The 25,064-nt window shown below is 65.3% G+C and carries 25 protein-coding genes and 2 tRNA genes; 13 read left to right on the forward strand and 14 right to left on the reverse strand.

Annotated elements, in window-relative coordinates; genetic code table 11:
* The first annotated feature begins 1 nt into the window (after window position 1).
* Window positions 2-1,477, forward strand: a complete 1,476-nt coding sequence (gltX, locus tag CH271_RS15915; RefSeq protein ID WP_094634190.1) for a glutamate--tRNA ligase — start codon at window positions 2-4, stop codon at window positions 1,475-1,477.
* Between the two features lie 46 nt (window positions 1,478-1,523).
* On the forward strand, window positions 1,524-2,528 hold the full coding sequence (locus CH271_RS15920; RefSeq protein ID WP_170946046.1) for a YihY/virulence factor BrkB family protein: 1,005 nt from the start codon (window positions 1,524-1,526) through the stop codon (window positions 2,526-2,528).
* Here the strand turns inward: CH271_RS15920 and CH271_RS15925 are convergent.
* On the reverse strand, window positions 2,486-4,105 hold the full coding sequence (locus tag CH271_RS15925) for a bifunctional 3'-5' exonuclease/DNA polymerase (RefSeq protein WP_094634191.1): 1,620 nt from the start codon (window positions 4,103-4,105) through the stop codon (window positions 2,486-2,488). The genes CH271_RS15920 and CH271_RS15925 overlap by 43 nt on opposite strands.
* A 244-nt stretch (window positions 4,106-4,349) precedes the next feature.
* Between CH271_RS15925 and CH271_RS15930 the strand changes: the two genes are divergently transcribed.
* Both CH271_RS15930 and CH271_RS15935 read left to right on the forward strand, forming a co-directional pair.
* A tRNA-Gln gene (locus CH271_RS15930) sits at window positions 4,350-4,421 on the forward strand.
* A 91-nt stretch (window positions 4,422-4,512) separates the two neighbouring features.
* A tRNA-Glu gene (locus CH271_RS15935) sits at window positions 4,513-4,585 on the forward strand.
* Window positions 4,586-4,647: 62 nt separating this feature from the next.
* Here the strand turns inward: CH271_RS15935 and CH271_RS28885 are convergent.
* Window positions 4,648-4,815, reverse strand: a complete 168-nt coding sequence (locus tag CH271_RS28885; RefSeq protein ID WP_170946045.1) for a DUF5302 domain-containing protein — start codon at window positions 4,813-4,815, stop codon at window positions 4,648-4,650.
* A 113-nt stretch (window positions 4,816-4,928) separates the two neighbouring features.
* Window positions 4,929-5,660 (reverse strand): IclR family transcriptional regulator, encoded by a 732-nt coding sequence (locus CH271_RS15940; RefSeq protein ID WP_037189727.1) that lies wholly within the window; start codon window positions 5,658-5,660, stop codon window positions 4,929-4,931.
* A 149-nt stretch (window positions 5,661-5,809) separates the two neighbouring features.
* Between CH271_RS15940 and leuC the strand changes: the two genes are divergently transcribed.
* From leuC to CH271_RS15955, 3 genes are all read left to right on the forward strand, one after another.
* Window positions 5,810-7,234: a 3-isopropylmalate dehydratase large subunit gene (gene leuC, locus CH271_RS15945; protein ID WP_094634192.1), complete on the forward strand. Its 1,425-nt coding sequence runs from the start codon at window positions 5,810-5,812 to the stop codon at window positions 7,232-7,234.
* 45 nt (window positions 7,235-7,279) lie between these two features.
* Window positions 7,280-7,897: a 3-isopropylmalate dehydratase small subunit gene (gene leuD, locus CH271_RS15950; RefSeq protein WP_037189724.1), complete on the forward strand. Its 618-nt coding sequence runs from the start codon at window positions 7,280-7,282 to the stop codon at window positions 7,895-7,897.
* Window positions 7,898-8,046: 149 nt separating this feature from the next.
* On the forward strand, window positions 8,047-8,736 hold the full coding sequence (locus CH271_RS15955) for an HU family DNA-binding protein (RefSeq protein WP_037189723.1): 690 nt from the start codon (window positions 8,047-8,049) through the stop codon (window positions 8,734-8,736).
* 128 nt (window positions 8,737-8,864) lie between these two features.
* Here CH271_RS15955 and CH271_RS15960 read toward each other — a convergent pair whose 3' ends face one another.
* The 3 genes from CH271_RS15960 to cofC all read right to left on the reverse strand — a co-directional run bounded on the left by CH271_RS15960 (window position 8,865) and on the right by cofC (window position 12,879).
* Complete coding sequence (locus CH271_RS15960) at window positions 8,865-9,800, reverse strand: NUDIX hydrolase (protein WP_094634193.1); 936 nt, start codon at window positions 9,798-9,800, stop codon at window positions 8,865-8,867.
* Window positions 9,800-11,920 (reverse strand): RNA degradosome polyphosphate kinase, encoded by a 2,121-nt coding sequence (locus tag CH271_RS15965; protein WP_230596244.1) that lies wholly within the window; start codon window positions 11,918-11,920, stop codon window positions 9,800-9,802. The genes CH271_RS15960 and CH271_RS15965 overlap by 1 nt, the downstream gene beginning before the upstream one ends.
* A 194-nt stretch (window positions 11,921-12,114) precedes the next feature.
* Entirely contained in the window at window positions 12,115-12,879 is a 765-nt protein-coding gene (gene cofC, locus CH271_RS15970) for a 2-phospho-L-lactate guanylyltransferase (RefSeq protein WP_373453577.1), read from the reverse strand.
* Between the two features lie 102 nt (window positions 12,880-12,981).
* On the opposite strand from cofC, the gene CH271_RS15975 reads away from it, so the two are divergent.
* Window positions 12,982-13,980, forward strand: a complete 999-nt coding sequence (locus CH271_RS15975; protein WP_037189714.1) for an NAD(P)H-dependent glycerol-3-phosphate dehydrogenase — start codon at window positions 12,982-12,984, stop codon at window positions 13,978-13,980.
* A gap of 73 nt (window positions 13,981-14,053) precedes the next feature.
* Window positions 14,054-15,160 (forward strand): D-alanine--D-alanine ligase family protein, encoded by a 1,107-nt coding sequence (locus CH271_RS15980; protein WP_037189713.1) that lies wholly within the window; start codon window positions 14,054-14,056, stop codon window positions 15,158-15,160.
* A gap of 18 nt (window positions 15,161-15,178) precedes the next feature.
* Here the strand turns inward: CH271_RS15980 and CH271_RS15985 are convergent, their stop codons facing one another.
* Both CH271_RS15985 and CH271_RS15990 read right to left on the reverse strand, forming a co-directional pair.
* Window positions 15,179-15,784 carry a DUF3515 domain-containing protein gene (locus CH271_RS15985; RefSeq protein ID WP_094634194.1) on the reverse strand — a complete coding sequence of 202 codons (606 nt, stop codon included), beginning with the start codon at window positions 15,782-15,784 and terminating at the stop codon, window positions 15,179-15,181.
* A gap of 3 nt (window positions 15,785-15,787) precedes the next feature.
* Complete coding sequence (locus CH271_RS15990; protein WP_037189711.1) at window positions 15,788-16,036, reverse strand: Lrp/AsnC ligand binding domain-containing protein; 249 nt, start codon at window positions 16,034-16,036, stop codon at window positions 15,788-15,790.
* A gap of 245 nt (window positions 16,037-16,281) precedes the next feature.
* On the opposite strand from CH271_RS15990, the gene CH271_RS15995 reads away from it, so the two are divergent.
* Genes CH271_RS15995 through CH271_RS16005 form a run of 3 tightly spaced genes read left to right on the forward strand, consistent with a single transcriptional unit; the run spans window position 16,282 to window position 18,469 of the window.
* On the forward strand, window positions 16,282-17,217 hold the full coding sequence (locus tag CH271_RS15995; RefSeq protein ID WP_373453569.1) for a thiamine-phosphate kinase: 936 nt from the start codon (window positions 16,282-16,284) through the stop codon (window positions 17,215-17,217).
* 38 nt (window positions 17,218-17,255) lie between these two features.
* The gene (locus tag CH271_RS16000) at window positions 17,256-17,780 is read left to right on the forward strand and encodes a gamma carbonic anhydrase family protein (RefSeq protein ID WP_032397774.1); all 525 of its coding nucleotides are present in this window, start codon (window positions 17,256-17,258) and stop codon (window positions 17,778-17,780) included.
* Window positions 17,777-18,469, forward strand: a complete 693-nt coding sequence (locus CH271_RS16005; RefSeq protein WP_094634196.1) for a uracil-DNA glycosylase — start codon at window positions 17,777-17,779, stop codon at window positions 18,467-18,469. The genes CH271_RS16000 and CH271_RS16005 overlap by 4 nt, the downstream gene beginning before the upstream one ends.
* A 5-nt stretch (window positions 18,470-18,474) precedes the next feature.
* On the opposite strand, the gene CH271_RS16010 is transcribed toward CH271_RS16005, so the two are convergent.
* The 6 genes from CH271_RS16010 to rpmB form a co-directional block, all read right to left on the reverse strand.
* The gene (locus CH271_RS16010) at window positions 18,475-19,269 is read right to left on the reverse strand and encodes an enoyl-CoA hydratase/isomerase family protein (protein ID WP_094634197.1); all 795 of its coding nucleotides are present in this window, start codon (window positions 19,267-19,269) and stop codon (window positions 18,475-18,477) included.
* A gap of 83 nt (window positions 19,270-19,352) precedes the next feature.
* Window positions 19,353-20,747 carry a sensor histidine kinase gene (locus tag CH271_RS16015; protein ID WP_256986425.1) on the reverse strand — a complete coding sequence of 465 codons (1,395 nt, stop codon included), beginning with the start codon at window positions 20,745-20,747 and terminating at the stop codon, window positions 19,353-19,355.
* Window positions 20,747-21,451 carry a response regulator transcription factor gene (locus CH271_RS16020; protein WP_094634199.1) on the reverse strand — a complete coding sequence of 235 codons (705 nt, stop codon included), beginning with the start codon at window positions 21,449-21,451 and terminating at the stop codon, window positions 20,747-20,749. The genes CH271_RS16015 and CH271_RS16020 overlap by 1 nt, the downstream gene beginning before the upstream one ends.
* A 52-nt stretch (window positions 21,452-21,503) precedes the next feature.
* Entirely contained in the window at window positions 21,504-22,148 is a 645-nt protein-coding gene (locus CH271_RS16025; protein ID WP_094634200.1) for a phosphatase PAP2 family protein, read from the reverse strand.
* Between the two features lie 2 nt (window positions 22,149-22,150).
* Window positions 22,151-22,717 (reverse strand): M15 family metallopeptidase, encoded by a 567-nt coding sequence (locus CH271_RS16030; RefSeq protein ID WP_094634201.1) that lies wholly within the window; start codon window positions 22,715-22,717, stop codon window positions 22,151-22,153.
* Between the two features lie 198 nt (window positions 22,718-22,915).
* Entirely contained in the window at window positions 22,916-23,107 is a 192-nt protein-coding gene (gene rpmB, locus CH271_RS16035) for a 50S ribosomal protein L28 (RefSeq protein ID WP_008717389.1), read from the reverse strand.
* A 277-nt stretch (window positions 23,108-23,384) separates the two neighbouring features.
* Here rpmB and CH271_RS16040 point away from each other — a divergent pair, with 277 nt between their 5' ends.
* Entirely contained in the window at window positions 23,385-25,058 is a 1,674-nt protein-coding gene (locus tag CH271_RS16040; protein WP_094634202.1) for a DAK2 domain-containing protein, read from the forward strand.
* The last annotated feature ends 6 nt before the right edge of the window (window positions 25,059-25,064 follow it).

Below are 25,064 nucleotides of genomic sequence, written 5' to 3' on the forward strand. Positions count from 1 at the left end.
CATGACCACACCAACAGATGTCCGCGTTCGGTTCTGCCCGTCGCCCACCGGTACCCCGCACGTCGGCCTGGTCCGAACCGCACTGTTCAACTGGGCGTTCGCCAGGCATCACGGCGGCACCTTCGTCTTTCGCATCGAGGACACCGACGCCGCACGTGACTCCGAGGAGTCCTACGCCGCCCTGCTCGACGCGTTGCGCTGGCTGGGCCTCGAATGGGACGAGGGCCCCGAAGTGGGCGGCCCGTACGAGCCGTACCGTCAGTCGCTGCGCCGGGACCAGCACGTTGCCGTCGTACAGCAGTTGCTCGACGCAGGGGAGGCCTACGAGTCTTTCTCGACGCCGGAGGAAGTGGAAGCCCGTCACAAGGCAGCCGGACGCGACCCCAAACTCGGGTACGACAACTTCGACCGCGACCTGACGCCGGAGCAGCGACAGGGCTTTCTCGACGAGGGGCGCGGGGCCGTCGTACGACTGCGGATGCCCGATCACGATCTGACGTGGAACGACCTCGTGCGCGGGGAGACCACGTTCAAGGCGGGGACCGTACCCGACTTCGCCTTGACCCGCGGCAACGGAGTTCCGCTGTACACGTTGGTCAATCCGGTCGACGACGCACTGATGAAGATCACGCACGTCCTGCGCGGCGAGGACCTGTTGTCCTCGACGCCGCGTCAGCTCGCTCTCTACGAGGCATTGATCCGGATCGGTGTCGCAGAACGCACCCCCGAGTTCGGGCACCTGCCGTTCGTCATGGGCCAGGGCAACAAGAAGTTGTCCAAGCGTGACCCCGAGTCCAACCTGTTCATCCACCGCGATCGTGGGTTCGTTCCGGAGGGATTGCTGAACTACCTTGCTCTTCTCGGATGGGGTATCTCGGACGATCACGACGTCTTCTCGCTCGACGAGATGGTGGCCGCGTTCGAGATCTCGTCCGTCAATTCCAATCCGGCCCGCTTCGATCAGAAGAAGGCCGACGCGATCAACGCCGAGCACATCAGGTTGCTGGCAGCGGACGATTTCGCGGCGCGATTGCGCGAATTCCTCGTTGCCCGAGGACATCTGGTCGAACCGATCGACGAGAAGATCTTCGCTGTTGCCGCCGATCTGGTGCAGACCCGCATCGTCGTCCTGTCGGATGCATGGGGACTGTTGAAGTTCCTGTTCGTCGACGAGGCGGACTTCGAGATCGACCCCGCAGCCGCGGCCAAGAATCTCGGTGCCGATGCCGCACCCGTTCTCGACGCCACTGTCGAGGCACTGACGGCGTTGCAGAGCTGGACCACGGCCGACCTGGAGGCGACTCTCAAGGACGTGTTGATCGAGAAGCTGGAGCTCAAGCCGCGCAAGGCTTTCGCCCCGATACGGGTGGGAGTGACCGGGTCGCACATCAGCCCGCCGCTGTACGAGTCCATGGAATTGCTCGGGCGCGAGAAGACCTTGGCGCGCCTGGCTGCGGCACGCGCCCAGGTGGCGTGAGGGCGCACGGCCGCCGGCGCACCCCGGTCCCCGGGGAGAGCCTCGAATGAGTGTGTCCGATCGACTGGATCGACTCCAGCGCAGGCGGCCGGTTCTCGGATATCCCATTGCGGTGGTGTACAAGTTCGTCGACGATCAGGGTGGCTACCTCGCTGCCCTGATCACCTACTACGCCTTCGTCTCGCTGTTTCCCGCACTGTTGCTGTTCTCGACGGTTCTGGGCATCGTGTTGGCCGGTAGTCCGGAACTGCAGCAACAGATCCTGAACTCGGCGCTCGGTCAGATCCCGGTGATCGGAGACGAACTGGGCCGGCCCGAACGCATCGGTGGAGGCACCGTCGGTCTGGTGGTGGGTGTCCTCGGCTCCCTGTACGGCGGACTCGGGGTGGCGGTGGCGCTCCAGAACGCGATGAACACCGCGTGGACGGTGCCGAAGAACCTACGGCCCGATCCCATCCGCGCTCGGGTGCGCGGCCTGGGTCTGCTGAGCACGGTCGGTCTGGCCGTGCTGGCCATCACAGCACTCAATGTGCTCAGTGCCGCAGGATATTTCGGTCCGGAATCCGGCCTCGTGGTATTCGTGGTCGGCACGTTCTTCTACGTCGGCGTGTTCGTCGTCGCGTTCAGGCTCGCCACAGCGAGATCGGTGTCGATCCCACAGGTCCTTCCCGGGGCCATCGTGGCCGGTCTGATCTGGCAGCTGCTGCAGACGTTCGGCAGTGTGTACGTGAAGTACGTCGTCAGCAACGCGACCGTGACCAACGGTGTGTTCGCTGTCGTACTGGGACTGCTGGCGTTTCTGTACGTGACGTCGGTGTCGATCGTGATGTGCATCGAGATCAACGTGGTTCGCGTCGATCGGCTGTTTCCCCGAGCCCTGCTCGGCCCGTTCACCGACGACGTCGAACTGACCGAGGGCGACAAGCTCACCTACACCGGACAGGCCGAAGCGCAACGCAACAAGCCGTTCGAGGACATCGACGTGACGTTCGTGGACCCGCCGCGTGCTCAGTCCGAATCCGGCTCCGAACCGGCAGCCGAGGCACCGTAGAAGCGGTCGATTCTCGTTTCCATCGGAAACCGGACCGCCGTGTCGCCGAACATCAGCCGGGTTGCCGACAATGCCGACCCGGCAATCGCTTCGGCGGCACGATCCGACTCGGCGACGGGACAATGCACCACCACCTCGTCGTGCTGAAAGAACACCAATTCGCTGTCGGTCCCGGAATTCCGGTCGCTCCTGCGGGCTCCGCTGCCGGAATTTTGGTCGCTCCTGCGGGCTCCGCTCCCGGCCAACCGACCACGCAGATCGGCCAGCAAGCACAGCGCCCACTCGGCGGCGGTGGCCTGCACGACGAAATTGCGAGTGAACCGGCCACGGGCATGGGCGTCACCGGCGGACCACCACTGCGCCGAGGGCGGTGGGCAGGCCCGTCCCAGCCACGAACGAACGACCTCGCCACGTTCTCCGGCGCGGGCGGCCTCCTCCACCAGTGCGACGGCACCGGGGAACTTGGCCCGTAGTCGCGTCAGCAGAGCGCGCGCCTCACCCGAGGTCGCGCCGTAGAGCACCCCGAGAACGGCGACCTTCGCGTGGCCGCGATCGCCGTCGAACGATTCTGCCGCCACCGGTGCGTACAGATCTGTGGTGCCTGCCGCGGCGACCATGCGCGGATCGCCGGACATCGCAGCGAGGATGCGTGGTTCGAGCTGGCCGGCATCGGCAGCCACGAAGGTATAGCCGGGATCGGCTATCACGCTGGCGCGCAGGGGTTTCGGGATTTGAAGGCCGCCCCCACCGCGACTGGCCCACCGACCCGACACCACAGCGCCGGGAACGTAGACCGGCCGGAATCTGTCGTCGCGAACCCATGCGTCGAGCCACGCCCACCCGTTCGCGGCATGCAGTTTCGAGAGATCACGGTGGCGCAGCAGCAGCGGAACCGCCGGGTGGTCGATGTCGCGGATGACGTGCGCGCGAGTCGATGTCAGTTCGATACCGACGCGCGCGAACGCGGCCACCAACTCCACGGGCGAGGCGGGATTGACGCGTCGGCCGAATACCGACGAGATCTGGTTCTCGAGTTCCACGAGGGCCGGGGGAGTGGATCCATCGAGCGGCCGGGTACCGAGCATCGTCTCGAGATGACGGCGATGCGCCGACGCCGAGAACGGCAACCCGTCGAAGGTCATCTCCGCTGCAGCAAGTCCTCCGGCCGACTCGGCCGCTGCCAGCAGGTGCAGTGCGCGATCGTCACCGATGTCGCGCAGCTGACGCCGATACTCGGTGAGTACCGCCACGGGATCGGAGTTCGGGTTCGCGTCGAACAGGCCCGGTCGCAGGTCGGCAGGAGCCGACGGGACGGTCGCCGAGCCGGCCCGCATGGACAGAATGGCACCGACCAGTGCGAGATCGTGACAGCGGCGTACGCGTATCCCTCCGTCGAGCAGTCGAGGGTAGATCCGGCTCGTGTCTTCCCACACCCACCTCGGTCGATCGTCGCGCTCGATCTCGGCTACGGCCGCGGCCGGATCCTCGACCACGATGGGATCACTCAGCGTCGAGCCGTCGTCGGCGAGGTACGTCAGCACGGCCTGCTCGCCCTGTGGAACGAGCAGAACCTTCATCGGACTCGGCCGGGTCTGCGATCGGTCACGGAGAACAAGTCTGCTCCACGCGTCGGCCGAGGTGTGGAGGGGGCTCTTCGGGCCCCACGCGAGGGTGTCTCAGCGGCTCCCGACGCGTCCTTGGGGCGGTTTCGGTGGCTCTGAGCAGCCGATTTGGAGAATGGGTAGTCACCTTTGATAGTCTCTATCCCGGCTCGAAACGCAGTGCACATCGATCGTGATGAGCAATTCGATTCAAGTCCATTGGGGTATGGTGTAATTGGCAACACAGCGGTTTCTGGTACCGCCATTCTAGGTTCGAGTCCTGGTACCCCAGCGAGCAGGTGAAGGCGATTTTGTCGCTGAGGCCGAGGCAGTTAAGCTGGCTCAGCACGTACAAGCTCGAACACAATGCAGGTGAAGTTCCTGGCCCCGTCGTCTAGCGGCCTAGGACGCCGCCCTCTCAAGGCGGTAGCGCGGGTTCGAATCCCGTCGGGGCTACAACTGACAACACCCTCTCGATCCTCGGATCGGGAGGGTGTTGTCGTTTCGGTGTGGGCTTCTCAGACGCTCTTGCGGCGGAACATCTTCTGATGGTCGGCCGGACCGTGGGCGTTGTTGACCTTCGGTCCACCGTCCTTGTGTTCGACGGAATTGTGAGACTTGCTGTTCTTCTGTTCCAGAACCTCGCGGAACTTCTTCTTCAGTTCTTCACTGCCGGATTCGGGCATGGGATGACTCCTCGCAGTCGTCGACCGGCCGGGTAGGCCGTTCGAGACGAAGGTACCCCACTCTCGCAGCTCGATCAGCTCGTTTTCCTCGGGCCGACGGGGCCTGCATGCTTCTATCGGAGTCGCTTGTTCAGTGCGTCCGCGGCCGCCAGGAGATCCGCGGCCCAGCGCGCTCCTGGCTTGCGTCCGATTCGATCGATGGGTCCGGATACCGAGATCGCCGCCACCACAGTGTCGTTGCTGTCTCGAACCGGCGCTGCGACGCTCGCGACGCCCGGTTCACGCTCGCCCGCACTCTGTGCCCATCCGCGCCGCCGAACTTCGAGGAGGACACGCTCACCGAATTCTGCATCGGGCAGAACTGTTCGTTGAGTCTGCGAATCTGCCCATGCGAGAAGCACTTTCGCACCCGATCCGGCCGTCATCGGAAGGCGTGCGCCGACGAGCACGGTGTCGCGAAGTCCGGTCGGCGGCTCCATGGACGCCACGCACACCCGCACCGTCCCTTCCCGCCGATAGATCTGCACGCTCTCACCGGTGATTTCGCGCAGGCGTGGGAGTACCGAGGCGGCGGCATCGAGCAGGGCGTCCGATGCGCTCGCCGCAAGCTCTCCCAGCCCCGGCCCCGTCCGCCACAGGCCGTCGGCATCTCGTACGAGTAGTCGGTGGGTCTCCAGGCCCACCGCGAGTCGGTGGGCCGTGGCCCGGGGCAGGCTCGTTCGCGCGCACAGATCGTTGAGATTGCATGGCTTCTCGGCCACCGCGTGCAGCACGGTCATCGCCTTGTCGAGGACCCCGATACCGCTCGATTTGTCGACGAGGCCATTCGGGCTATGCTGTCTCATAGAACGATATTAGCCTCCCGAATGCTGAGATTGCACAACTACGAGATCTTCAGTGCGCGTCAGGGGCATGATGTCGAGACGATCACGCGAGGTGGACCAGCCCGTTCATCGGCGCGACGACGACAGGGAAGACGAGGTCCGCGACAGCGATGTCCGAAACACCGAAGACTTTGGCGGAGAAGGTATGGGACCAGCACGTGGTGGTCCGAGGCGGCGGAGAAGGCGGAGCGCGTGAGCCGGACCTGATCTACATCGATCTCCATCTGGTGCACGAGGTCACGAGCCCGCAGGCGTTCGACGGCCTTCGGCTGGCCGGCCGCGGACTCCGGCGTCCCGATCTCACGATCGCGACCGAGGACCACAACGTCCCGACGGCAGACATCTTCGCGCCCATCGCAGATCTGGTCTCGCGCACACAGGTCGACACTCTTCGACGCAACTGCGAGGAATTCGGCGTTCGGCTCTACCCGATGGGCGATCTCGATCAGGGCATCGTGCACATCATCGGGCCACAGTTGGGTCTGACCCAGCCCGGCATGACCGTTGTGTGCGGAGACAGCCACACCTCGACGCACGGTGCCTTCGGCTCGATCGCGATGGGCATCGGTACCAGCGAGGTCGAGCACGTCATGGCCACGCAGACCTTGTCGCTGCGTCCCTTCAAGACGATGGCGATCAACGTCGACGGTGAGCTCGCCCCCGGTGTGACGAGCAAGGACCTGATCCTTGCTGTCATTGCACAGATCGGCACCGGCGGCGGCCAGGGCTACGTCCTCGAGTACCGCGGTGAGGCCATTCGCAAGCTGTCGATGGAAGCGCGAATGACCATCTGCAACATGTCGATCGAGGCCGGTGCGCGGGCAGGCATGATTGCTCCCGACGAGATCACCTACGAATACCTGAAGGGGCGTCCGCACGCTCCCAGCGGTGTCGACTGGGACGCGGCGGTGGCGGCGTGGGACGAACTGGCGACCGATCCGGATGCGGTGTTCGACAACGAGGTCCACATCGATGCCGATACGTTGACGCCGTTCGTCACGTGGGGAACGAATCCGGGTCAGGGTGCGCCACTGGGCGATACGGTGCCCGATCCCGAGGCGATGGTCGACGAGAGCGAGCGGGCCGCCGCGCAGAAGGCTTTGCAGTACATGGGCCTGGAAGCAGGCACACCCATCCGCGAGATCGCCGTCGACACCGTGTTCGTGGGCTCGTGCACCAACGGTCGAATCGAGGATCTGCGGGCCGTCGCGTCCGTTCTCGAAGGGCACCGGGTTGCCGACGGAGTGCGAATGCTGGTGGTACCCGGGTCCATGCGGGTGCGGGCGCAGGCCGAAGAAGAGGGCCTCGGTGAGATATTCACGGCCGCAGGAGCGGAGTGGCGTCAGGCCGGCTGCTCGATGTGCCTGGGAATGAATCCGGATCAATTGGCGGCGGGCGAGCGATCGGCGTCGACATCCAACAGGAATTTCGAGGGTAGGCAGGGTAAGGGTGGTCGCACCCATCTCGTGTCACCGTTGGTTGCGGCGGCAACTGCAATCCGCGGAACCCTGTCCTCTCCGGCCGATCTCGCGTAACGCACGTCTTCGCTCGGATCGATCGAACGCATAGGAGCACATTCGATGGAAGCTTTCACTCGACACACAGGTATCGGAGTTCCGCTTCGGCGGTCCAACGTCGACACCGACCAGATAATCCCCGCGGTCTACCTCAAGCGCGTCACGCGTACCGGATTCGAGGACGGGTTGTTCGCGGCCTGGCGCTCGGACCCGAACTTCATCTTGAACCTCGAGCCCTACGACCGAGGCTCGGTGCTCGTTGCCGGGCCCGATTTCGGTACGGGATCGTCACGCGAACATGCCGTCTGGGCACTCTCGGACTTCGGATTTCGGGTTGTGATCGCTTCCCGTTTCGCCGATATCTTTCGCGGAAACTCGGGCAAAGCCGGGCTGCTGGCCGCCGAAGTCGATCAGTCGGACGTCGAATTGCTGTGGAAAGCCTTAGAAGAACAGCCCGGTCTGGAAATAATTGTCGACCTCGTCGACAAGACCGTAACGGCTGGAACGTTGGTGGTGCGCTTCGCGATTGACGACTACACGCGGTGGCGTCTGCTGGAGGGTCTGGACGACATCGGATTGACATTACGCCAGGTAGAGGCCATTACGGAGTACGAAAAGTCAAGGCCTTCATACAAACCCCTGACCCTCCCGGCGCGGATCGAGACACCCGCCGAAAGCTGACCGGGCACCGGTCCGACACGCTTTGCGGCCGTGAATCATTGCGCGACACCAGAATGAAAATTGGCGTGGCGCATAGACTCTTGACGACTTGGGGTTTACCGTTGTAGTAGTCGGTCCGACGATGGACCACCATATAGCGGAGGAAATCCATGAACAAGGCAGAGCTGATTGACGCCCTGACCGAGAAGTTGGGGTCTGATAGGCGGAGCGCCACAGAGGCTGTCGAGAACATCGTCGACACCATCGTGCGCGCAGTACACCGCGGCGAGAGTGTCACGATCACGGGCTTCGGCGTGTTCGAGCAGCGTCGTCGCGCAGCGCGCGTCGCCCGTAACCCCCGCACCGGTGAGACCGTTCGCGTCAAGCCGACCAACGTTCCGGCATTCCGTCCGGGTGCACAGTTCAAGGCCGTCATCGCGGGCGGACAGAAGTTGCCCGCCACCGGTCCTGCCGTCAAGCGCGGTTCGGCTGCGGCTCCGGCCAAGAAGACTGCGGCTGCGAAGAAGACGGCTGCGAAGAAGGCGGCCGTGAAGACGACCGCCCGCAAGGCAACCACTGCCGCCGCCAAGAAGGCAGCACCGGCGAAGACCACGGCTCGCAAGGCTGCGGCTCCCGCGAAGACCGCTGCGAAGAAGGCAGCTCCCGCGAAGACCACCGCACGCAAGACCGTTGCGAAGAAGGCTCCGGCCAAGACGACCGCGCGCAAGGCGGCAACGACTGCTGCTCCCGCCAAGAAGGCTCCGGCGAAGACAGCGGCCAAGAAGACCGTAGCGAAGAAGGCTCCGGCCAAGAAGGCTCCGGCGAAGAAGGCTCCCGCGAAGCGCGCAGCAAAGAAGTAGAGCCTGCAGCTCTCACTCGTGAGGCGCAGCCGCTGATGCGGCTGCGTGAGTGTGGCAGCGTGGACAAGGCAGAAGGCCCCCGACTCGAAGAGCGAGTCGGGGGCCTTCCGTCGTTCGTGTTGCGTTGCTCAGCCGTCGGCGGCGAGGGTGGACAATGGACTGGCGATGTGGTCGGCAGCGATGAGCCTGCCGTCGCGGCGCGAGAGGACCCAAATGCTGCCCTTGCGATTTCTGTTGGCAGGCAACGTTATTCCGTCCTTCTCGGCCCACCATCGCATCAGGTCGGGGATCACCTTTCCCTGGCTGCAGATCACGGGGGTGCCGGGTAGTTCGGCGATGTCGCGTGCGCGGTGGCGCCCCTTACGTGGGTCGTCGGCGTACCCCTCCTCGGACAGGAGGTGCTCGGGAGTGATGTCCACCCCCAACGATTCCGCGAACGGAGCGACTGTCTGGACGCATCGAGCGCGGTCGGCGGCGTACACGGAATCACCGCCGAAGGCCCGAAGCAACGAGACCAAGGATTCGGCCTGACGTCGTCCGGTTCTGTCGAGTGGACGGTCGACGTCGTTGCCCTTGAACCGTGAGCGCGATCCGGCACTGCCGTGCCGAACCAGCAACACCGTGGAGGTGTCGGCAGGCTTGGCCACGAACCGGCGAAGGATCTTGTGGTCCATGGGATACGAGAGCTCGCGGCCGACGTCCTCCGGAGTCACCCAGCGCAGTTCGTCCACCTCGACATTGGGAACGAACTCGCCCCCGGTGACCTCGGCCGCCCAGTACAGCACCTTCTTGACCCGGCGGTGCCCCGGGATCGGATAGGTGACGTAGGACAGCGACCGTCCGAGTCGCGAGTCGAATCCGGTCTCCTCCTTGACCTCTCGGACCGCGGCGTCGACAGCTGTCTCACCGGGATCGAGCTTTCCCTTGGGGAACGACCAGTCGTCGTACTTGGGCCTGTGCACCAAGGCGACCTCGACGCCGGGGTCGCCGCTCGGTGAACGTCGCCACAGGATCGAGCCCGCCGCGAAGATGTTGGCGCGGGGAGAGCCGTCGGAAGTGCCCATCAGGACGCCTGATTCCTCCGACTGCGCATCAGGTCCACCTGATGCTCACGAACTTTCTCACCTCGAGCCGGTGACGCGACCCAGCCGCCGTCCGGTCCCAGCTCCCAGCATCGAGTGGTGGGGTCGAGGGCAGAATCGAAGATGTCGCTCAGCTGGTTCGCCAGTCGCGGATCCTTGACCTGAGCCATCACCTCGACTCGGCGATCGAGGTTGCGGTGCATCATGTCTGCGCTGCCGATCCAGAACTCGTCCGCACCCTGGAAGTGCAGAACTCGCGAGTGTTCGAGGAATCGGCCGAGGATGGAACGAACTTCGATGTTCTCCGACAGGCCGGGAACTCCTGGCTTGAGTGCACAGATTCCGCGCACCACCACCTTCACCGGAACTCCTGCCATCGATGCTCGGTAGAGCGCGTCGATGACCTGCTCGTCGACCAAGGCGTTGGCCTTGAGACGAATTCCGGCCGCGCGGCCTTCCTTGAGGTGTTCGACCTCCGCCTCGATGCGCTCGACGATGCCGCGCCGCACCCCGTACGGTGCGACGAGGAGGTTGCGGTACTTGGACTTTCGCGAATATCCGGTCAGTGAGTTGAACAGATCGGTGAGGTCGGCCCCGATTTCGGGCGACGACGTCAACAAGCCCACGTCCTCGTAGATTCGCGCTGTCTTGGGGTTGTAGTTGCCGGTACCGATGTGGCAGTACCGGCGAATGACGGATCCTTCTCGGCGCACGACCAGGCAGGTCTTGCAGTGCGTCTTGAGGCCGACGAGGCCGTACACCACGTGGACGCCCGCCTTTTCGAGCTTGCGTGCCCACTCGATGTTGGCCTGTTCGTCGAAACGCGCCTTGATCTCGACCAGTGCAACGACCTGCTTGCCCGCTCCGGCGGCGTCGACGAGCGCGTTGACGATCGGGGAATCGCCCGAGGTCCGATAGAGCGTCTGCTTGATGGCGAGCACCTGCGGATCGGCCGCCGCCTGTTCGATGAAGCGTTGAACGCTGGTGGAGAACGAATCGTAGGGATGATGTACCAGCACGTCGCCGTCGCGCAGGGTGGAGAAGACGCTCTTGGGGGTCTCGCGCTCACCGAATGCCGGGTGGGTGGCCGGGACGAAGGGGGCATCCTTGAGGTTGGGGCGGTCGACGCTGTAGACCTGCCACAGGCACGACAGGTCGAGCAGTCCGGGGACCTGAATGACGTCGCCTGGATCGACATCGAGTTCGCGAAGCAGCAATTCGAGCATGTGCTCGGTCATGTCGTCGGCGATCTCGAGGCGGACCGGCGAGCCGAAGCGCCTGCGCGCGAGCTCACGCTCCAGTGCCTGCAGGAGGTCCTCGTCTCGGTCCTCCTCGACCTCGAAATCGGCGTTGCGCGTGATGCGGAACGCGTGAGACTCGACGACCTCCATCCCGGGGAAGAGGACGTCGAGGTGAGCCGAGATCAATTCCTCCATCGAGAGGAAGGCATCGATGCGGTGATTGCCGTCGCCGCGCTTGACCCGTACGAAGCGATCCACATTGTCGGGAACCTTCACGCGGGCGAAGTGCTCACCGGTCGTCGAGTAATCCTTCACTGTCACAGCGAGATTCAAGCTCAGGCCACTGATGTACGGGAAGGGGTGGGCCGGGTCGACGGCCAGCGGCGTGAGAACCGGAAAGACCTGCTCGGTGAAATACTCCGACAGCCGCGTGCGCTCGTCGCTGTCCAGGTCGGACCACCGGATGATCGCGATGCCCTCGGCGGTGAGCTCGGGCAGGATCGAATCGAGCAGCACACGCGCATGTTTGAGCGCGAGCTCCTGGGTGCGTTGCCCGATCACGGCGAGCTGCTCGCGCGGAGTCATACCGTCGGCGGAGCGAACCGACAGACCGGTTTCGTCACGACGCTTGAGGCCGGCAACTCGAACCATGTAGAACTCGTCGAGGTTGGATGCGTAGATGGCGAGGAACTTCGCCCGTTCGAGCAAGGGGAGCGACGAGTCCTCCGCCAGCGCGAGAACTCGCGAGTTGAAGTCGAGCCAGCTCAATTCCCGGTTGAGATAGCGATTTTCGGGGAGCACGGTGGCAGCGTCCACGGATTCCGGCGTGGCAGCCGGTAGAGCGGAGGGAATGCTCGGCATCGTCGCCGCGATCGGAGCGCTCCATGCCGGCTCCGCACCGGTGGCCTTTCCGGTCTCGATCGGCGGATCCTGGTTCGCGGGCTGCACGTCGTCTTTGCTCACCGCACGATCATCCCCCATACCCGGCGTGGGTGAAACTCCGATGGCCGAACTCACCGCCGGTGTTCACTCGACTGCCGCGGCGGTCCGCACGCTCACGCAGTCGTCGCAGATGCTTCGTCACTCCAGCCGAGCGAGTGGAGGACGGCCGCCGTCGCCGGTCCGACCCCCAGACGGTGCGCTCTACGGACGTCGTCGGCGGTGTCCACGTCCAGTCGAAGACCCGGCCACGTGCCGTCGAGTTCCCGTGCGCCCGACTCGGTGTGGCGGTGTGCGGAGTCTCTGCCGAACAGTGGAGCCAGCTCGTCGGGGGAGTCCTTGAGGATCAGGGCAGCGGTCCCCGTGCCGTGATGATCGACCACGAGTGATCTGCCTCCCCGGCGGGCACCGGTGTAGGCCTGGGCGAGTTCCACCGAACGCATCGCCGGAAGGTCTGCTTGCAACGCGATGATGTCGACTCGGTCTGCGGCAACGGTCGAGCCCCCACGACCGTCCGCGCCGACGTGACCGTGTCGCAGTACGTGCGCCGCGGCGGAGAACGCGTGATTGAGGCGTTCGTCCGGTGGCAGCGCAGGATCGCGGACCGGTTCGTCGAACACCCGTGCACCGATTCTGCGCGCGGTCTCCGCGACGAGAGGATCCGGGGTGACCACCGTGACCGAATCGACCACCGACACCGCGTCTGCGGCCGCCACGGTGTCGCTGAGCATGGCGAGCACCAATCGTGTCCGGTCGGGTGGCGAGAACTCCGCCGCCAGGCGCGACTTCGCCGCGGTGAGATCCTTCACCGCGATGAGAACCCTGACGACGCGGTCGCCGTCGCCGTCTCGTGATGCACCCATGGTGCTCGATCCTGCCAGCGTCACGGATCTGTGCCGACTCCGACCGCCCGAGCAGGTCTGCGAGTTAGGGTGATGCGCGCGTGGACAGGGCATCGGCGAAGTAGGCGAGGGGTTGGCGGAATGAGCAGAGCAGCGGTATTGGGGTCGGGTTCGTGGGGGACCGCATTCGCCAAGGTGTTGGCCGATGCGGGAACGGACGTCACCATGTGGGCCCGCCGCGAGGAACTCGCTGCATCCATCACCGACGACCACGAGAACAAGGATTATCTGTCGGGAATCGAGTTGCCGTCGTCGATTCGCGCGACGAGTGATCCCGTCCGTGCACTCGACGGAGCCGACATCGTGGTGCTGGCCGTGCCGTCGCAGAGTCTGCGGGCCAATCTGGGGGCGTGGACCGATTCGATTCCGCCGCACGCGACCCTGCTCTCCCTGGCGAAGGGAATCGAGACCGGAACGCTCATGCGGATGAGCCAGGTGATCTCTCAGGTCACCGGTGCGGACCCCAGCCGGGTCGCGTGCCTGTCCGGGCCGAATCTTGCGCGCCCCATAGCCGAGGGACAGCCCGCCGCGACCGTCATCGCGTGCTCCGACTCCCAGCGTGCCCTCGAGATTCAGAAGTCCTGCGCCACCGGATATTTCAGGCCGTACACCAACAGTGATGTCATCGGTGCCGAGATCGGTGGCGCCTGCAAGAACGTCATCGCCCTCGCCTGCGGGATGGCCGCAGGCGTCGGATACGGCGAGAACACCCTCGCGTCGATCATGACCAGGGGTCTGGCCGAGATCATCCGTCTCGGAGTAGCGCTCGGTGCCAAACCGTCGACGCTGTCGGGCCTGGCAGGCGTGGGAGATCTGGTCGCCACCTGCTCGTCACCTCTCTCGCGCAATCGCACGTTCGGAGAACGCCTGGGTTCGGGTGGCTCCCTCGAGAGTGCGCAGGAAGCGGCGCACGGGCAGGTTGCCGAGGGCGTCAAGTCCTGTACCTCGGTCCGGGCGCTCGCCGAGAGTTACGACGTCGAGATGCCGCTGACCGACGCGGTCCATCGGGTGTGTCACGGCGGCATGTCCGTTCCGGATGCAGTCGGGCACCTGCTGGGACGTCGCATCAAGCCCGAGTGAGGCAGTGATCGGGGTCTCGCGACGAACAGGGCGAATCCGCGTTCGATGAGCCGCGGCGGTACGGTTTCTCATCGTGAGTACTCCCCGCATCAAAGTTGCCGTCGTCTTCGGTGGACGCAGCAGCGAGCACGCTGTGTCCTGTGTATCGGCAGGTAGCGTGCTGCAGAACCTCGATCCGGCCAAGTACGAGGTGGTTCCCGTGGGAATCACCGCGGACGGTGCCTGGGTACTCGGTTCCTCCGACATCGACGCGCTGACGATTCACGACCGGGTGCTTCCGACCGTGGACAAGACCGGCGCATCGCTTGCTCTCAGCACGGACCCGGGTCACGCCGGCGCTCTGCTCGCCCTCGGCGAAGGGGAAGGCGGGACGGTGCTCGCATCCGTCGACGTCGTGTTCCCGGTTCTGCACGGACCGTACGGCGAGGACGGCACCCTGCAGGGTCTGCTCGAATTGGCAGGCGTTCCGTACGTCGGGCCGGGTGTGCTGGCCAGTGCTGCGGGGATGGACAAGGAATTCACCAAGAAGCTGCTCGGAGCCGAGGGACTGCCGATCGGTCGCCAGGTGGTACTCCGGCGCGCGGTCGACGACCTGACGGCTGCCGAGCGTGACCGAATCGGTCTGCCCGCATTCGTCAAACCGGCCCGAGGCGGGTCGTCCATCGGAATCTCGCGGATCACCGCGTGGGACCAACTCCCCACCGCGATCGCCGTCGCGCGCGAACACGACCCCAAGGTGATCGTCGAGGGCATGATCCACGGCCGCGAGGTCGAGTGCGGGGTACTGGAATTTCCCGACGGCACCGTGCGTGCGAGCGCCGTCGCCGAGATCCGAATTCCCGACGCGGACATCGACGATCACGCTTTCTACGACTTCGACACCAAGTACCTCGACGATGTCAGTGAGTTCGACATCCCGGCTGCCCTCGACGACGCCACGAGCGACCGCATTCGTGAACTCGCCGTCGCTGCCTTCCGTGCGTTGGACTGCCAGGGCCTGGCGCGGGTGGATTTCTTCGTCACCGAGAACGGTCCGGTCATCAACGAGATCAACACGATGCCCGGGTTCACCTCGATCTCGATGTACCCCAAGATGTGGGCGGAATCCGGCGTCGACTACCCGACGCTCATCGCCACCCTGATCGACACCGCTCTCGCCCGCGGTATCGGTCTGCGTTAGAGCTGTTGCGGCCCAGCGCTACTGCAGCGGAGCCGGGTCGAGAGGTTGCTGGGGCAGCGCGCCGGACACGGCCGAGGACGCGTCCTGCAACGGGGTGGGGCCCGAGTCGCCCGGAATCGTCAGGGCCACGTACACACCGCGATCGACGACGAACCATGTGCTGGCGTCGATCCCGTCGTCTTCCCCGGACACCTCGAACCACTGAACGTCGTCGATCACCTGCAGGGGTGCAGCCACATCGAACCCGATCGGCCGGGGCAGGCCGCAGCGCAACACGACCGGCTCGGCGTTCTCCTCGGCCGAGACCCATGCGCGGACTCCGACCGGTGCCGGATCGGCCAACTCGGCTCTGGTGTAGTCGCCGAGGTTGTCGGGCAGGGCGTCGAGCAGCGACGTGCACTGCGCACTCGCGGCATCGGGGGAGTCGACCGGGCCCAGAGCGACCGGATCGTGGACGGGCGAGCGGTTGACCGCGATGGCGGCAACCAGAACGCCGACGACCAGCGCGACCGGTAGTGCGATCGCGGTGGCGATGACCGCAGGATGGCGCTGCTCGCGAGTGCCCTCGGTCTCGGCGGGGCTGTCTTCGGTGCCGGCGTCGTTGCCGGTGTCGGGTGAATTCACGAGCTATCCGACGGACGTCGTGGACTGCGGGGCTACAGGACAGGTGAGGGTGCGAGTGATGGCATCGACCTTCTGGATGCGGGAGACGATCTCGGCGATCTCGGCGTCGGAGGCACCGTCGGCGCGGGCGATCACGTCGTAGGGCCCGACCACTGCCTCCGCCGACACGACACCGTCGACGGCCTCGATCTGCTGTGCGACGGCCGTCGCTCGGCCGACCTCGGTCTGAACGAGAACGAATGCTTGCACCATCGGTGGTCCCTTTCCCCTGCCGGACTTCTCGACTGTAGGTTGAGTCGACTACGTTCTCTTCGCACGTAACCTGCTGCATCGGTACTGTCCCGACCGCCGCTAAAAGGTACCGCAGGCGCGGCGCGCGCTCCGCGTGAGACCGTCGCGCACGTACCGCGTTCTCAGAGAGGAACATCATCGACGACTCCGTCACCGACTCGGCCACCGGCAGCGAGCGCACCGTCGCGCAGGTCGGCGAATTCGACGTGATCGCCCGTGCGATCGCAGACCGTGTGCAGCCACCGTCGACCATCGTCGGGCCGGGCGACGACGCAGCCGTTGTTGCTGCGTCCGACGGTCGGATCGCGGCGTCCACCGATATGTTGGTGCACGGCAGGCACTTTCGACTCGACTGGTCGAGTCCGCTACAGATCGGCCGTAAGGCGATCGCGCAGAACGGCGCGGACATCGCCGCAATGGGTGCGCAGTGCTCGGGCTTTCTCGTCTCTCTCGGATGTCCGGCCGACACGCCGGTGAGCGTGACCGACGGTCTCAACGAGGGCATGTGGCTCGAGGCAGTTGCTGCGGGGTCGGCCGTTGTCGGTGGCGATGTGGTGCAATCGCCGGAGCTGGTGATCTCGATCACCGCGCTCGGCGATCTTCAGGGCCGGGCCCCGGTTCTTCGATCGGGGGCGCGTGCCGGCAACGTGATCGCGTACGCGGGGCGGCTCGGCTGGTCGGCGGCCGGACTGGCCCTACTGCTCGGTGACAGGGACACAACCGGCCACGACGCCGTGGTGGACGCGCACCGGGTGCCCGTCCCTCCGTATCGCGCCGGGATCGACGCCGCAGAGGCGGGTGCGACCTCGCTCACCGACGTCTCCGACGGGTTGTTGGCCGATCTCGGCCACATCGCCGACGCGTCGGGCGTTCTCCTGGACCTCGATCCGGACCTGCTGGAGATCCCCGACGAACTGCGGTCGGCAGCAACGCTGGTGGGGCACGATCCGCTGGAGTGGGTACTCACCGGAGGCGAGGATCACGCGCTCGTCGGCACCTTCCCCGATGCCGCAGGCGTTCCTCGGGGATGGACGGTGATCGGCCGTGTCCAGCACGGCGGTGATGGACAGAGCCCGCGAGTGACGGTCGGTGGACGCGTTCACGAGGGTAGATCGGGATGGTCGAGTTTCGAGGGCGAGTGAACACGGGTCGGGTCCATCGAGTCGGCTAAGTTGCAGAGATGGCTATCTATGCACTCGGTGATCGTGAACCCGACATCCACCCCGACGCCTACGTTCATCCCGACGCCGTCGTCATCGGAGCGGTGACCCTGGCTGCCGGATCGTCGGTGTGGCCCACTGCGGTTCTGCGGGCCGACTACGGCACGATCTCGATCGGCGAGGGCACCAACGTGCAGGACGGAACCGTGGTGCACTGCACCCCGATCGACGCAACGGTCATCGGATCCGGATGCGTACTGGGCCACAACGCGCACGTCGAGGGTGCGACCATCGGGGACAACTGCCTCATCGCGTCGGGCTCGGTGGTGCTGAACGGTTCGAAGATCGGTGCCGGTTCGATCGTCGGTGCTGGCGCGGTTGTGCCGTTCAAGTTCGTCGTTCCCGAACGTTCCATGGCGCTCGGTGTGCCCGCGAAGATTCGCGAGGGCTACCAGGTTCCCGACGGCCATGTCGACATCAACGTGCAGATGTACTCGGCCAACGCCGCGTACTACCGCGACGCGCTGCGCCGGATCGATCGGTGACGCCCAAGCCGCTCGCCGATGCCGTCGAATCGGGATGGGCACGGGCCCTCGCGCCGGTCGAGTCGAATGTCGCTGCGATGGGCGACTTCCTGCGGGCCGAGCTCGCCGCAGGACGGCACTATCTGCCCGCGGGAGAAAACGTACTGCGGGCGTTTCGCTACCCCTTCGACGACGTTCGAGTCCTCATCGTCGGCCAGGATCCGTACCCGACGCCGGGACACGCAGTGGGGCTGAGCTTCTCGGTTGCACCGGACGTGCGACCCGTCCCGCGGAGTCTGAACAACATCTTCAAGGAGTACTCGGACGACCTGGGTTTGCCCACGCCCAGCAGCGGTGATCTCACGCCCTGGTGCGACCGCGGCGTGATGCTGCTCAACAGGGTGCTGACCGTCGAGCCGGGTCAGGCGGCGTCGCACCGAAAGAAGGGGTGGGAAGCGGTGACGGAGCGGGCTATTCGGGCCCTGGTCGCCCGAGCGGAGACACCCGACGCGCCCGGACTTGTCGCCGTTCTGTGGGGACGCGACGCGGCAACCCTGAAGCCGATGCTCGGATCCGTGCCCTGCATCGAATCCGCTCATCCATCACCGCTGTCCGCCTCGCGCGGGTTCTTCGGATCCAAGCCCTTCACTCGTGTCAACGAGTTGTTGGTCGAGGGCGGAGACGAACCGATCGACTGGACCCTGCCCTGACCGGTTCAGGAGAAGTCGGGACGACGCTTCTCGACGAACGCGTCGACCCCTTCACGTCCGGCAGGTGACGTCGCAGCTGCTGATATCGAGGCGGCTTCGGCGTCCAACTGCTCTGTCAGAGTTGTCGATTCGGAGGTTCCGAGCAGTTTCTTGATTCCCTGGTACGCCGATGTCGGTCCGTTGGCGAGGGTTCGAGCCAGACGCTCGGCCTCGCTGTCCACGATGTCGTCGCCCACCAGCCGGCTGAGGATTCCGAGCCGAACGGCGTCCTCTCCGTTGATGATCGCGTCGTTGAGCAGGATGTCCATCGCGCGGCCCGAACCGACGATTCGGGGCAGTGTCCAGGACATTCCACCGTCCGGAGTGAATCCGATCGAGGGGTACGCGGGGCGCAGCTTGGTCGACGGTCCGCCGATGGCGACGTCGGTCAGACAGACCAGGCTCATGCCTGCACCGGCGGCCCAGCCGTGCACACCGGCGACGATCGGGACGCTGACTGTGGCGAGTTCGCGAACGAAGGCATGAAACGTGTCGGCGACGGAACCGACGAAGGCACTGCGATCGGCCGCGCCGGCGAAATCGCGCACGTTGCCGCCGGCGCAGAAATTGGGTCCCCTACCGATGAGCAGGACGCTTCCGATCGCGGTGCTGCCGGCATTGACGGAGCGTAGAGCCGAGGTGCCTGCGTCGATTCCCTCGAGGTCGAGAGAGGCACCACCGGCATCGGTGGCGACGACGATGCGCAGTACACCGTCCTCGATGCTGACCTTGCTGGAAATGTCTGCGTCCGAATAAGTCACGCTCGGGACTCTAACCGACGTTTCTGTTCCGCCGTGGGGCCGCCGTGCTCGGGCACGGATGCGGGAGCCAACTGTCGGAGCCGCTACCGGGGTCGGAGACGGGGCAGCCGGACGCTGAAGACCGTGGTCGAATCCACTCGGTCGACAGTGATGGTGCCGCCGTGCAGGCGTACGTTCTCGGCGGCGAGGGACAGTCCGAGTCCGCTGCCTTCGCTGCGGCCGCGAGCGGTGTCCACCTTGTAGAACCGTCGGAAGATCGCGTGGTTGTCCTCCGGCGATATCCCTGGCCCGTGGTCCACCACTGTCACGTCCACCCACTCGGGACGAGCGCTCATCTCCACGCGTACCGGGGGCGCGCCGTGACGAAGGGCATTACCCACGAGGTTGGCGACCACCACGTCGATGCGTCGGGGATCCACGGTCGCGTCGATACTGTCCGGCCCTCGCAGTTGGACGCTCTCTGCCCATCCGCGGCGGGTCAGTGAGTGTCGGACCAGCTCGACGAGGTCGACATCGTCGAGAACGAGGCGCGCCTGTTGTGCGTCGTGACGAGACATCTCGATGAGATCCTCGACGAGTCGAGCGAGCTTCCCGATCTCACCGCTGACTATCCGGGCGGCTGCTCCCGCATCGGCCGAGAGTTGGGGGATCTCCTCTCGGAGTATCTCTCCGACCGGAACCAGTGCTGCCAGTGGAGTTCTGAGCTCGTGGGAGACGTCGGCGACGAACCTGCGCGCCTGCTCTTCCGACTCCTCCAACCCGCGAATGACCGTCTCGTTTCTGGCGATCATGGTGTTGAAGGTCGTCGTCAGCTCGGCGAGTTCGGTCACGCCCTCCTCGGAGAGTCGAACACTCAGATCACCGTCGGCGGCGCGGGCAGCGGCCCGATCGAGGCGTCGCAGTGGACGCACCAGGGTCGAGGCGATCCACATTCCGAGCAGCCCACTGACCAGTACTCCGCCCGCCAGGGTGAGGGCCACGGCGCGCAGGAGATCGTCGAACTTGTCCTGCACGCCCTCGAGCGGCCGAATGGCGACGGCCGTGACCAGGGTTTCGTCGCCGTCCGGATCGGTCGCCTCGAAGACACGGACCGACATGGCGATCATGATCCGTTCGGAGTCGAGTCTGACGAAGCGGATGATTCCGCGACTGCCCACCCCGGCCAGAAAATCGGGGGAGAGCGTGGCCGGGTCGACGGATCCCCGTTGTACTTCGTCGTCGCCGACGAGCAACGTCATGTCGGACGGAAAAATTTGTATCAGTTCGGATGAATTCGCTCGGGTCACCTGGGCCCCGTCGGCATCCTGGAGTTCGTCGCGGAACTGCGCAGTCGCCACGTCCTGCGCGTTGGAGTAGATCCACGAACGCGCCATGAACGACACCACACCGGCCGTTGCACCGGCGATGATCACGACGATGGTGATGAACACCAGGACCAGTCGAGTACGCAGGCCGTCGACTCGCAGCCGGGACGGCATCAACGAGCCGGGCCGGGATCGAATCGATATCCGAACCCACGCACCGTTTCGATGGTGGCCGGTGCAGCGGGATCGTCCTCGATTTTTCCGCGTAGTCTCTGGATCGCAGCATCGACGATTCGGGAGTCACCGAGGTAGTCCTGATCCCATGCTGCAGACAACAATTGGCCTCGGCTGAGCACGTGACCCACGTTCTCGGTCAGAGCGAGCAGGAGCCGAAGCTCGGTCGGCGTCAGCGTCAGCAGAGTTCCGCCCTTCCTCACCTGTAGTGACGAACGGTCGACGGTCACATCGCCGTACTGCTCGACGATCGCCGTTGCCGTTGGCGTCGCCGCGGGAGTCGTATCGGTCGATCGTCTGATCACAGCCTTGATGCGCGCGTCCAGGACTCGTGGGCTCGTGGGTTTGACGACGTAGTCGTCCGCACCGGCTTCCAGACCCGCAACGGTGTCGATGTCATCGGAGCGGGCTGTGAGGATGATGATCGGCACCGAACTCTGCGCGCGGATTCGTCGGCAGATCTCGAAGCCGTCGGCTCCGGGGAGGCCGAGGTCGAGCAGGACGATCTCGGCGGAGCCCAGCGCGTTGTCGAGATCACCGTTGCCGTCGGGGCGATGGTCGACTCGGTGACCGAGTCGGTTCAGCCCCAACGTCATTGCTTCGGCCACAGCCGGATCGTCCTCCACGAAGAGAATGTTCACCATGTCGAGGACCTCGTGTAGTAGGGGCAATCGCGGTCGGCCAAGGGTACAGGGCTCACACCTGCGCGAGACGTTCGTTGCCGGGGTCGGCCAGCGTCGAATATCGGGGCGCGGAGATCCTGATCGGAAATGCGGAGACCGCCAGGGCATAGCACCCGACGAGCAGCAGCGCGCCGAGGGCGTCACTGGGGCGGTGCCATTTCAGGACGACGACCGACACAGCAGTTCCGACGATGAGCAGTGCACCGTTGATCGCGACGACGATCCGCCAGCGGTGAGCGGACGCGAGGTATACCGCACAGACGACAGCGGTGACGCAGGTGAGGGTGCCGCTGGGAAAGGAGTTGTGCTGGACGAGGCCATCGAGGTTCGGTCGATCGAGCGAGTACTTCAGAATCCAGGCCGTCGCGATCGGTCCGAGCGTCATGATTCCTGCTCGCAGCGCAAGGGCAATCCTGTTGCCGCGCCAGGCGATCAGGCATACGACGAGAACCGCTCCTGCGGCCGAGACCGGTGCGACGATTTCGACGAAGTCGGCGCAGATCTCGGCGAGGTCACCGGACAGTGATTCGGCGCTCACCATCAGCCTCTGATCCACGGTTTGGCCTGTGGTCGTCAACACGCACAGGCAGTAGACGAGGACTCCAAGGTTCAGCAGTACGAGAGCGGCGACAAGTCGCCTCGGTTCGACCCGTGTCATTGTCAGCCCTCCGATCGTTCTTCGGATGGGTCGTCGAGTGGGGCCGGGCAGGTGCCGCCCGCACTGGTCGCCATCTCGAAGTGCCACATTTCGTTGGCATAGGTCTGGCACAGGCCGTAGTCGCTGCCGTGTCGGATCATCCAGTCGGCGGCGTCCGTCGGTCCGACATCCACCGCCCGTCCGGTGACATGCTTGGAATTGTTGGGTGTCTGCACCCAGCGTCTTGCTTCGTCGGTGCTGCCGTAGCGGGTTACGGCCTCGTCGAACAAGCGTTGCTGGTACGACGCGGAACGCCATCCGGAGGTGACGTACACATCCACCCCGGACGATGTCGCATCCGCAGCAGCGGACTGCAGTGCCATCAGCAGGCCGCGGTCGAGACGGGCGAGTGCGGGAAGATCGGTGTTGTCGAGGCCTATCCGGTCGTCTATCTCACCGCCGGCCGGCCCCGAGTCGGGCTGACTGGCCAGATAGCGCGCGGCCGTGGGCGTGTCGGGCTCTGTGTTCGAGCATGCCGTGAGCGTCAGCGCTGCGAGCGCCGTGACGAGGAGTGTGCGTGTTGTCGCCATGCGTTCGAGACTGCTCGGCCGGTGTCACCGGCCGGTGCCCGTGATTCGCCATGTCCGTCACGGTCCCGACCGGTTGTGTAACAGAACAGAACGCGAACGGAAGCAAATACGACTGTGCCCCGCCTCCGAGATCGGGGGCGGGGCACAGTGCTCGCACGCAGTCGAGGCCGTGGAGGAAATCGAAGAGCGAGGCCGAAATCAGCCCCGGACCACCTTGCCTGCCTTCAAGCAGGAGGTGCACACGTTCATGCGCTTGGAGTTTCCAGGCGCAACCTGAGCGTGAACGGTCTGGATATTCGGGTTCCAACGACGGTTGGTCCGTCGGTGCGAGTGCGAGACCGACTTACCGAAGCCGGGCCCCTTGGCGCATACGTCGCAGACGGCAGCCATAGTCGCGAACTCCTTGATAGATGTTGATCGATACATGTGGTCGAAGACATCGAAACGAACTACGAGCAGATGCAAGGATTGCAATGCGTGAAGATCGCCTCGAGGCAACCCTGCAAGAATAGCGGCGTCGCACGCAATCACCAAACCGCCACGGCAGACGCTGCGTGAGGGCTCACGGAAGGCGCGCCACCGATCATGCCCGACTAAGCTTCGGGCACTGTCCGCGAGGGAGTTCGGACGAGGTGGCGTGTGTGGACGCGGGGGGAGGCTGCTCGAGGTGGTCGACGTTCTCGAATCGATCGATGCCGCAGCTCTGCGACGGTGGGCCTACCGCTGCGTCGATTCCCTGACCGCGCGGTGCGACGAGATCGATGCACTCAACGTTTTCCCCATCCCCGACTCGGATACCGGCACCAATCTCATGTTCACCTTCCGTGCCGCGGTGGAGTCGATGCGTGCAGCCGGGCCCACTGCGGACGTCCGCGCGATCGGGCGGGCACTGGCCGTGGGGGCGGTCGCGGGTGCGCGGGGCAACTCGGGAGTGATCGTGTCCCAACTCTTGCGCGCTGTCGCCGAGGCCTCGGCCGACGGCCCGTTGGACACGGTGTCGGTCCAGGCCATGTTGCGACGCGCGAAAGTCCTGGTTGCGGGAGCGGTCAGCGTTCCCGTCGAGGGCACGATGCTCACCGTTCTGGCCGCCGCCGATCGCGAGGCCTCCGCCCACGATGCCAATGTCGGCCTCGCCACTCTGGTGGTCGACATCGCCGAGGCCACCGCTCGTGCTGTCGACAGCACGACGGACCAACTCGCCGAACTCCGGGAGGCGGGGGTCGTGGACGCAGGCGCTCTCGGTCTCTCGGTGATCATCGATGCGCTCGTGGAGGTGGTGATCGGCCGCACTCCACCGCGCCGGCGATACCGTCGCCCACACGAGCACGAACGCCGGACGGTGGGCGATGCGTCGAACGTCTCGTCGGACTGCGACGGTGCACCCGAGCCGGGGTACGCAACGGGTCGCCCTCTCGGGTACGAGGTGGTCTACGTCGTGCACGGCCAGAACGATGCGGGGGCGGCGGAGCTTCGCCGGGCCCTGGCCGACATCGGTGATTCGGTCGTGGTCGCCGGTGACGGTTCCGGGGCCTGGTCCACGCACGTACACACCGCCGACCCCGGCGGTGCCGTCGATCTCGGAATCGCTGCCGGAGATGTTCGCGGAGTGCGGATCTCGTGTTTCGGATTCGCCGAGCCGGCCGGAGCGGTGAGCCCCGAAGCGCACGACGGAGCAGAGTTGTCGGTCGGTCGCGATATTTTGGCGCTGGTGGCCGGTGACGGTGCTGCGGATCTCTACGTTCAGGAAGGCGCGACGGTGGTGCGGTGCGACGAGGCGATCGACTCCTCGGTGCTGCATCGAGCGATCGTCGGGATGAAGCATCGCGAGGTGTTGGTGTTGCCGAACGGCGCGTTGTCCGCGCAGGAACTCGTAGCCGTCGGCGCAGCTGCCCGAGCAGACGGCAAAGACGTCGTGATGTTGCCGTGCTCGGCGATGGTGCAGGGGTTGGCCGCGCTCGCGGTGCACGATGCCGCCAGGGCTGCGGTCGACGACGCGTTCACGATGTCCGAGGCTGCGGCGGGCACGAGGTGGGGTTCACTGCGTATCGCCCAGGAGCGATCCCTGACGTGGGTCGGCACGTGCGAGCCGGGAGACTGCATCGGGCTCGCAGGGCAGGAGGTGGTGATCGTCGCCGCTCGTCCGCTCGATGCGGGGTGCCGGCTGCTCGATCAGCTCCTGGCCACGGGCGGGGAGATGGTGACAGTGCTCGTCGGGGCCCAGGCCTCGGAGGACTTCGGTGATCGGCTGGCCGAGTACGTGGCCGGCGCACATCCCGGAGTCGACGTGGTGGTCTATACAGGTGGGCAGCCGGGGGATCTCGTGCAATTCGGAGTGGAATAGGGAATC

Origin of the sequence: Rhodococcus sp. 05-340-2 (assembly GCF_002258915.1) — a bacterium.
Lineage (GTDB): Bacteria > Actinomycetota > Actinomycetes > Mycobacteriales > Mycobacteriaceae > Rhodococcoides.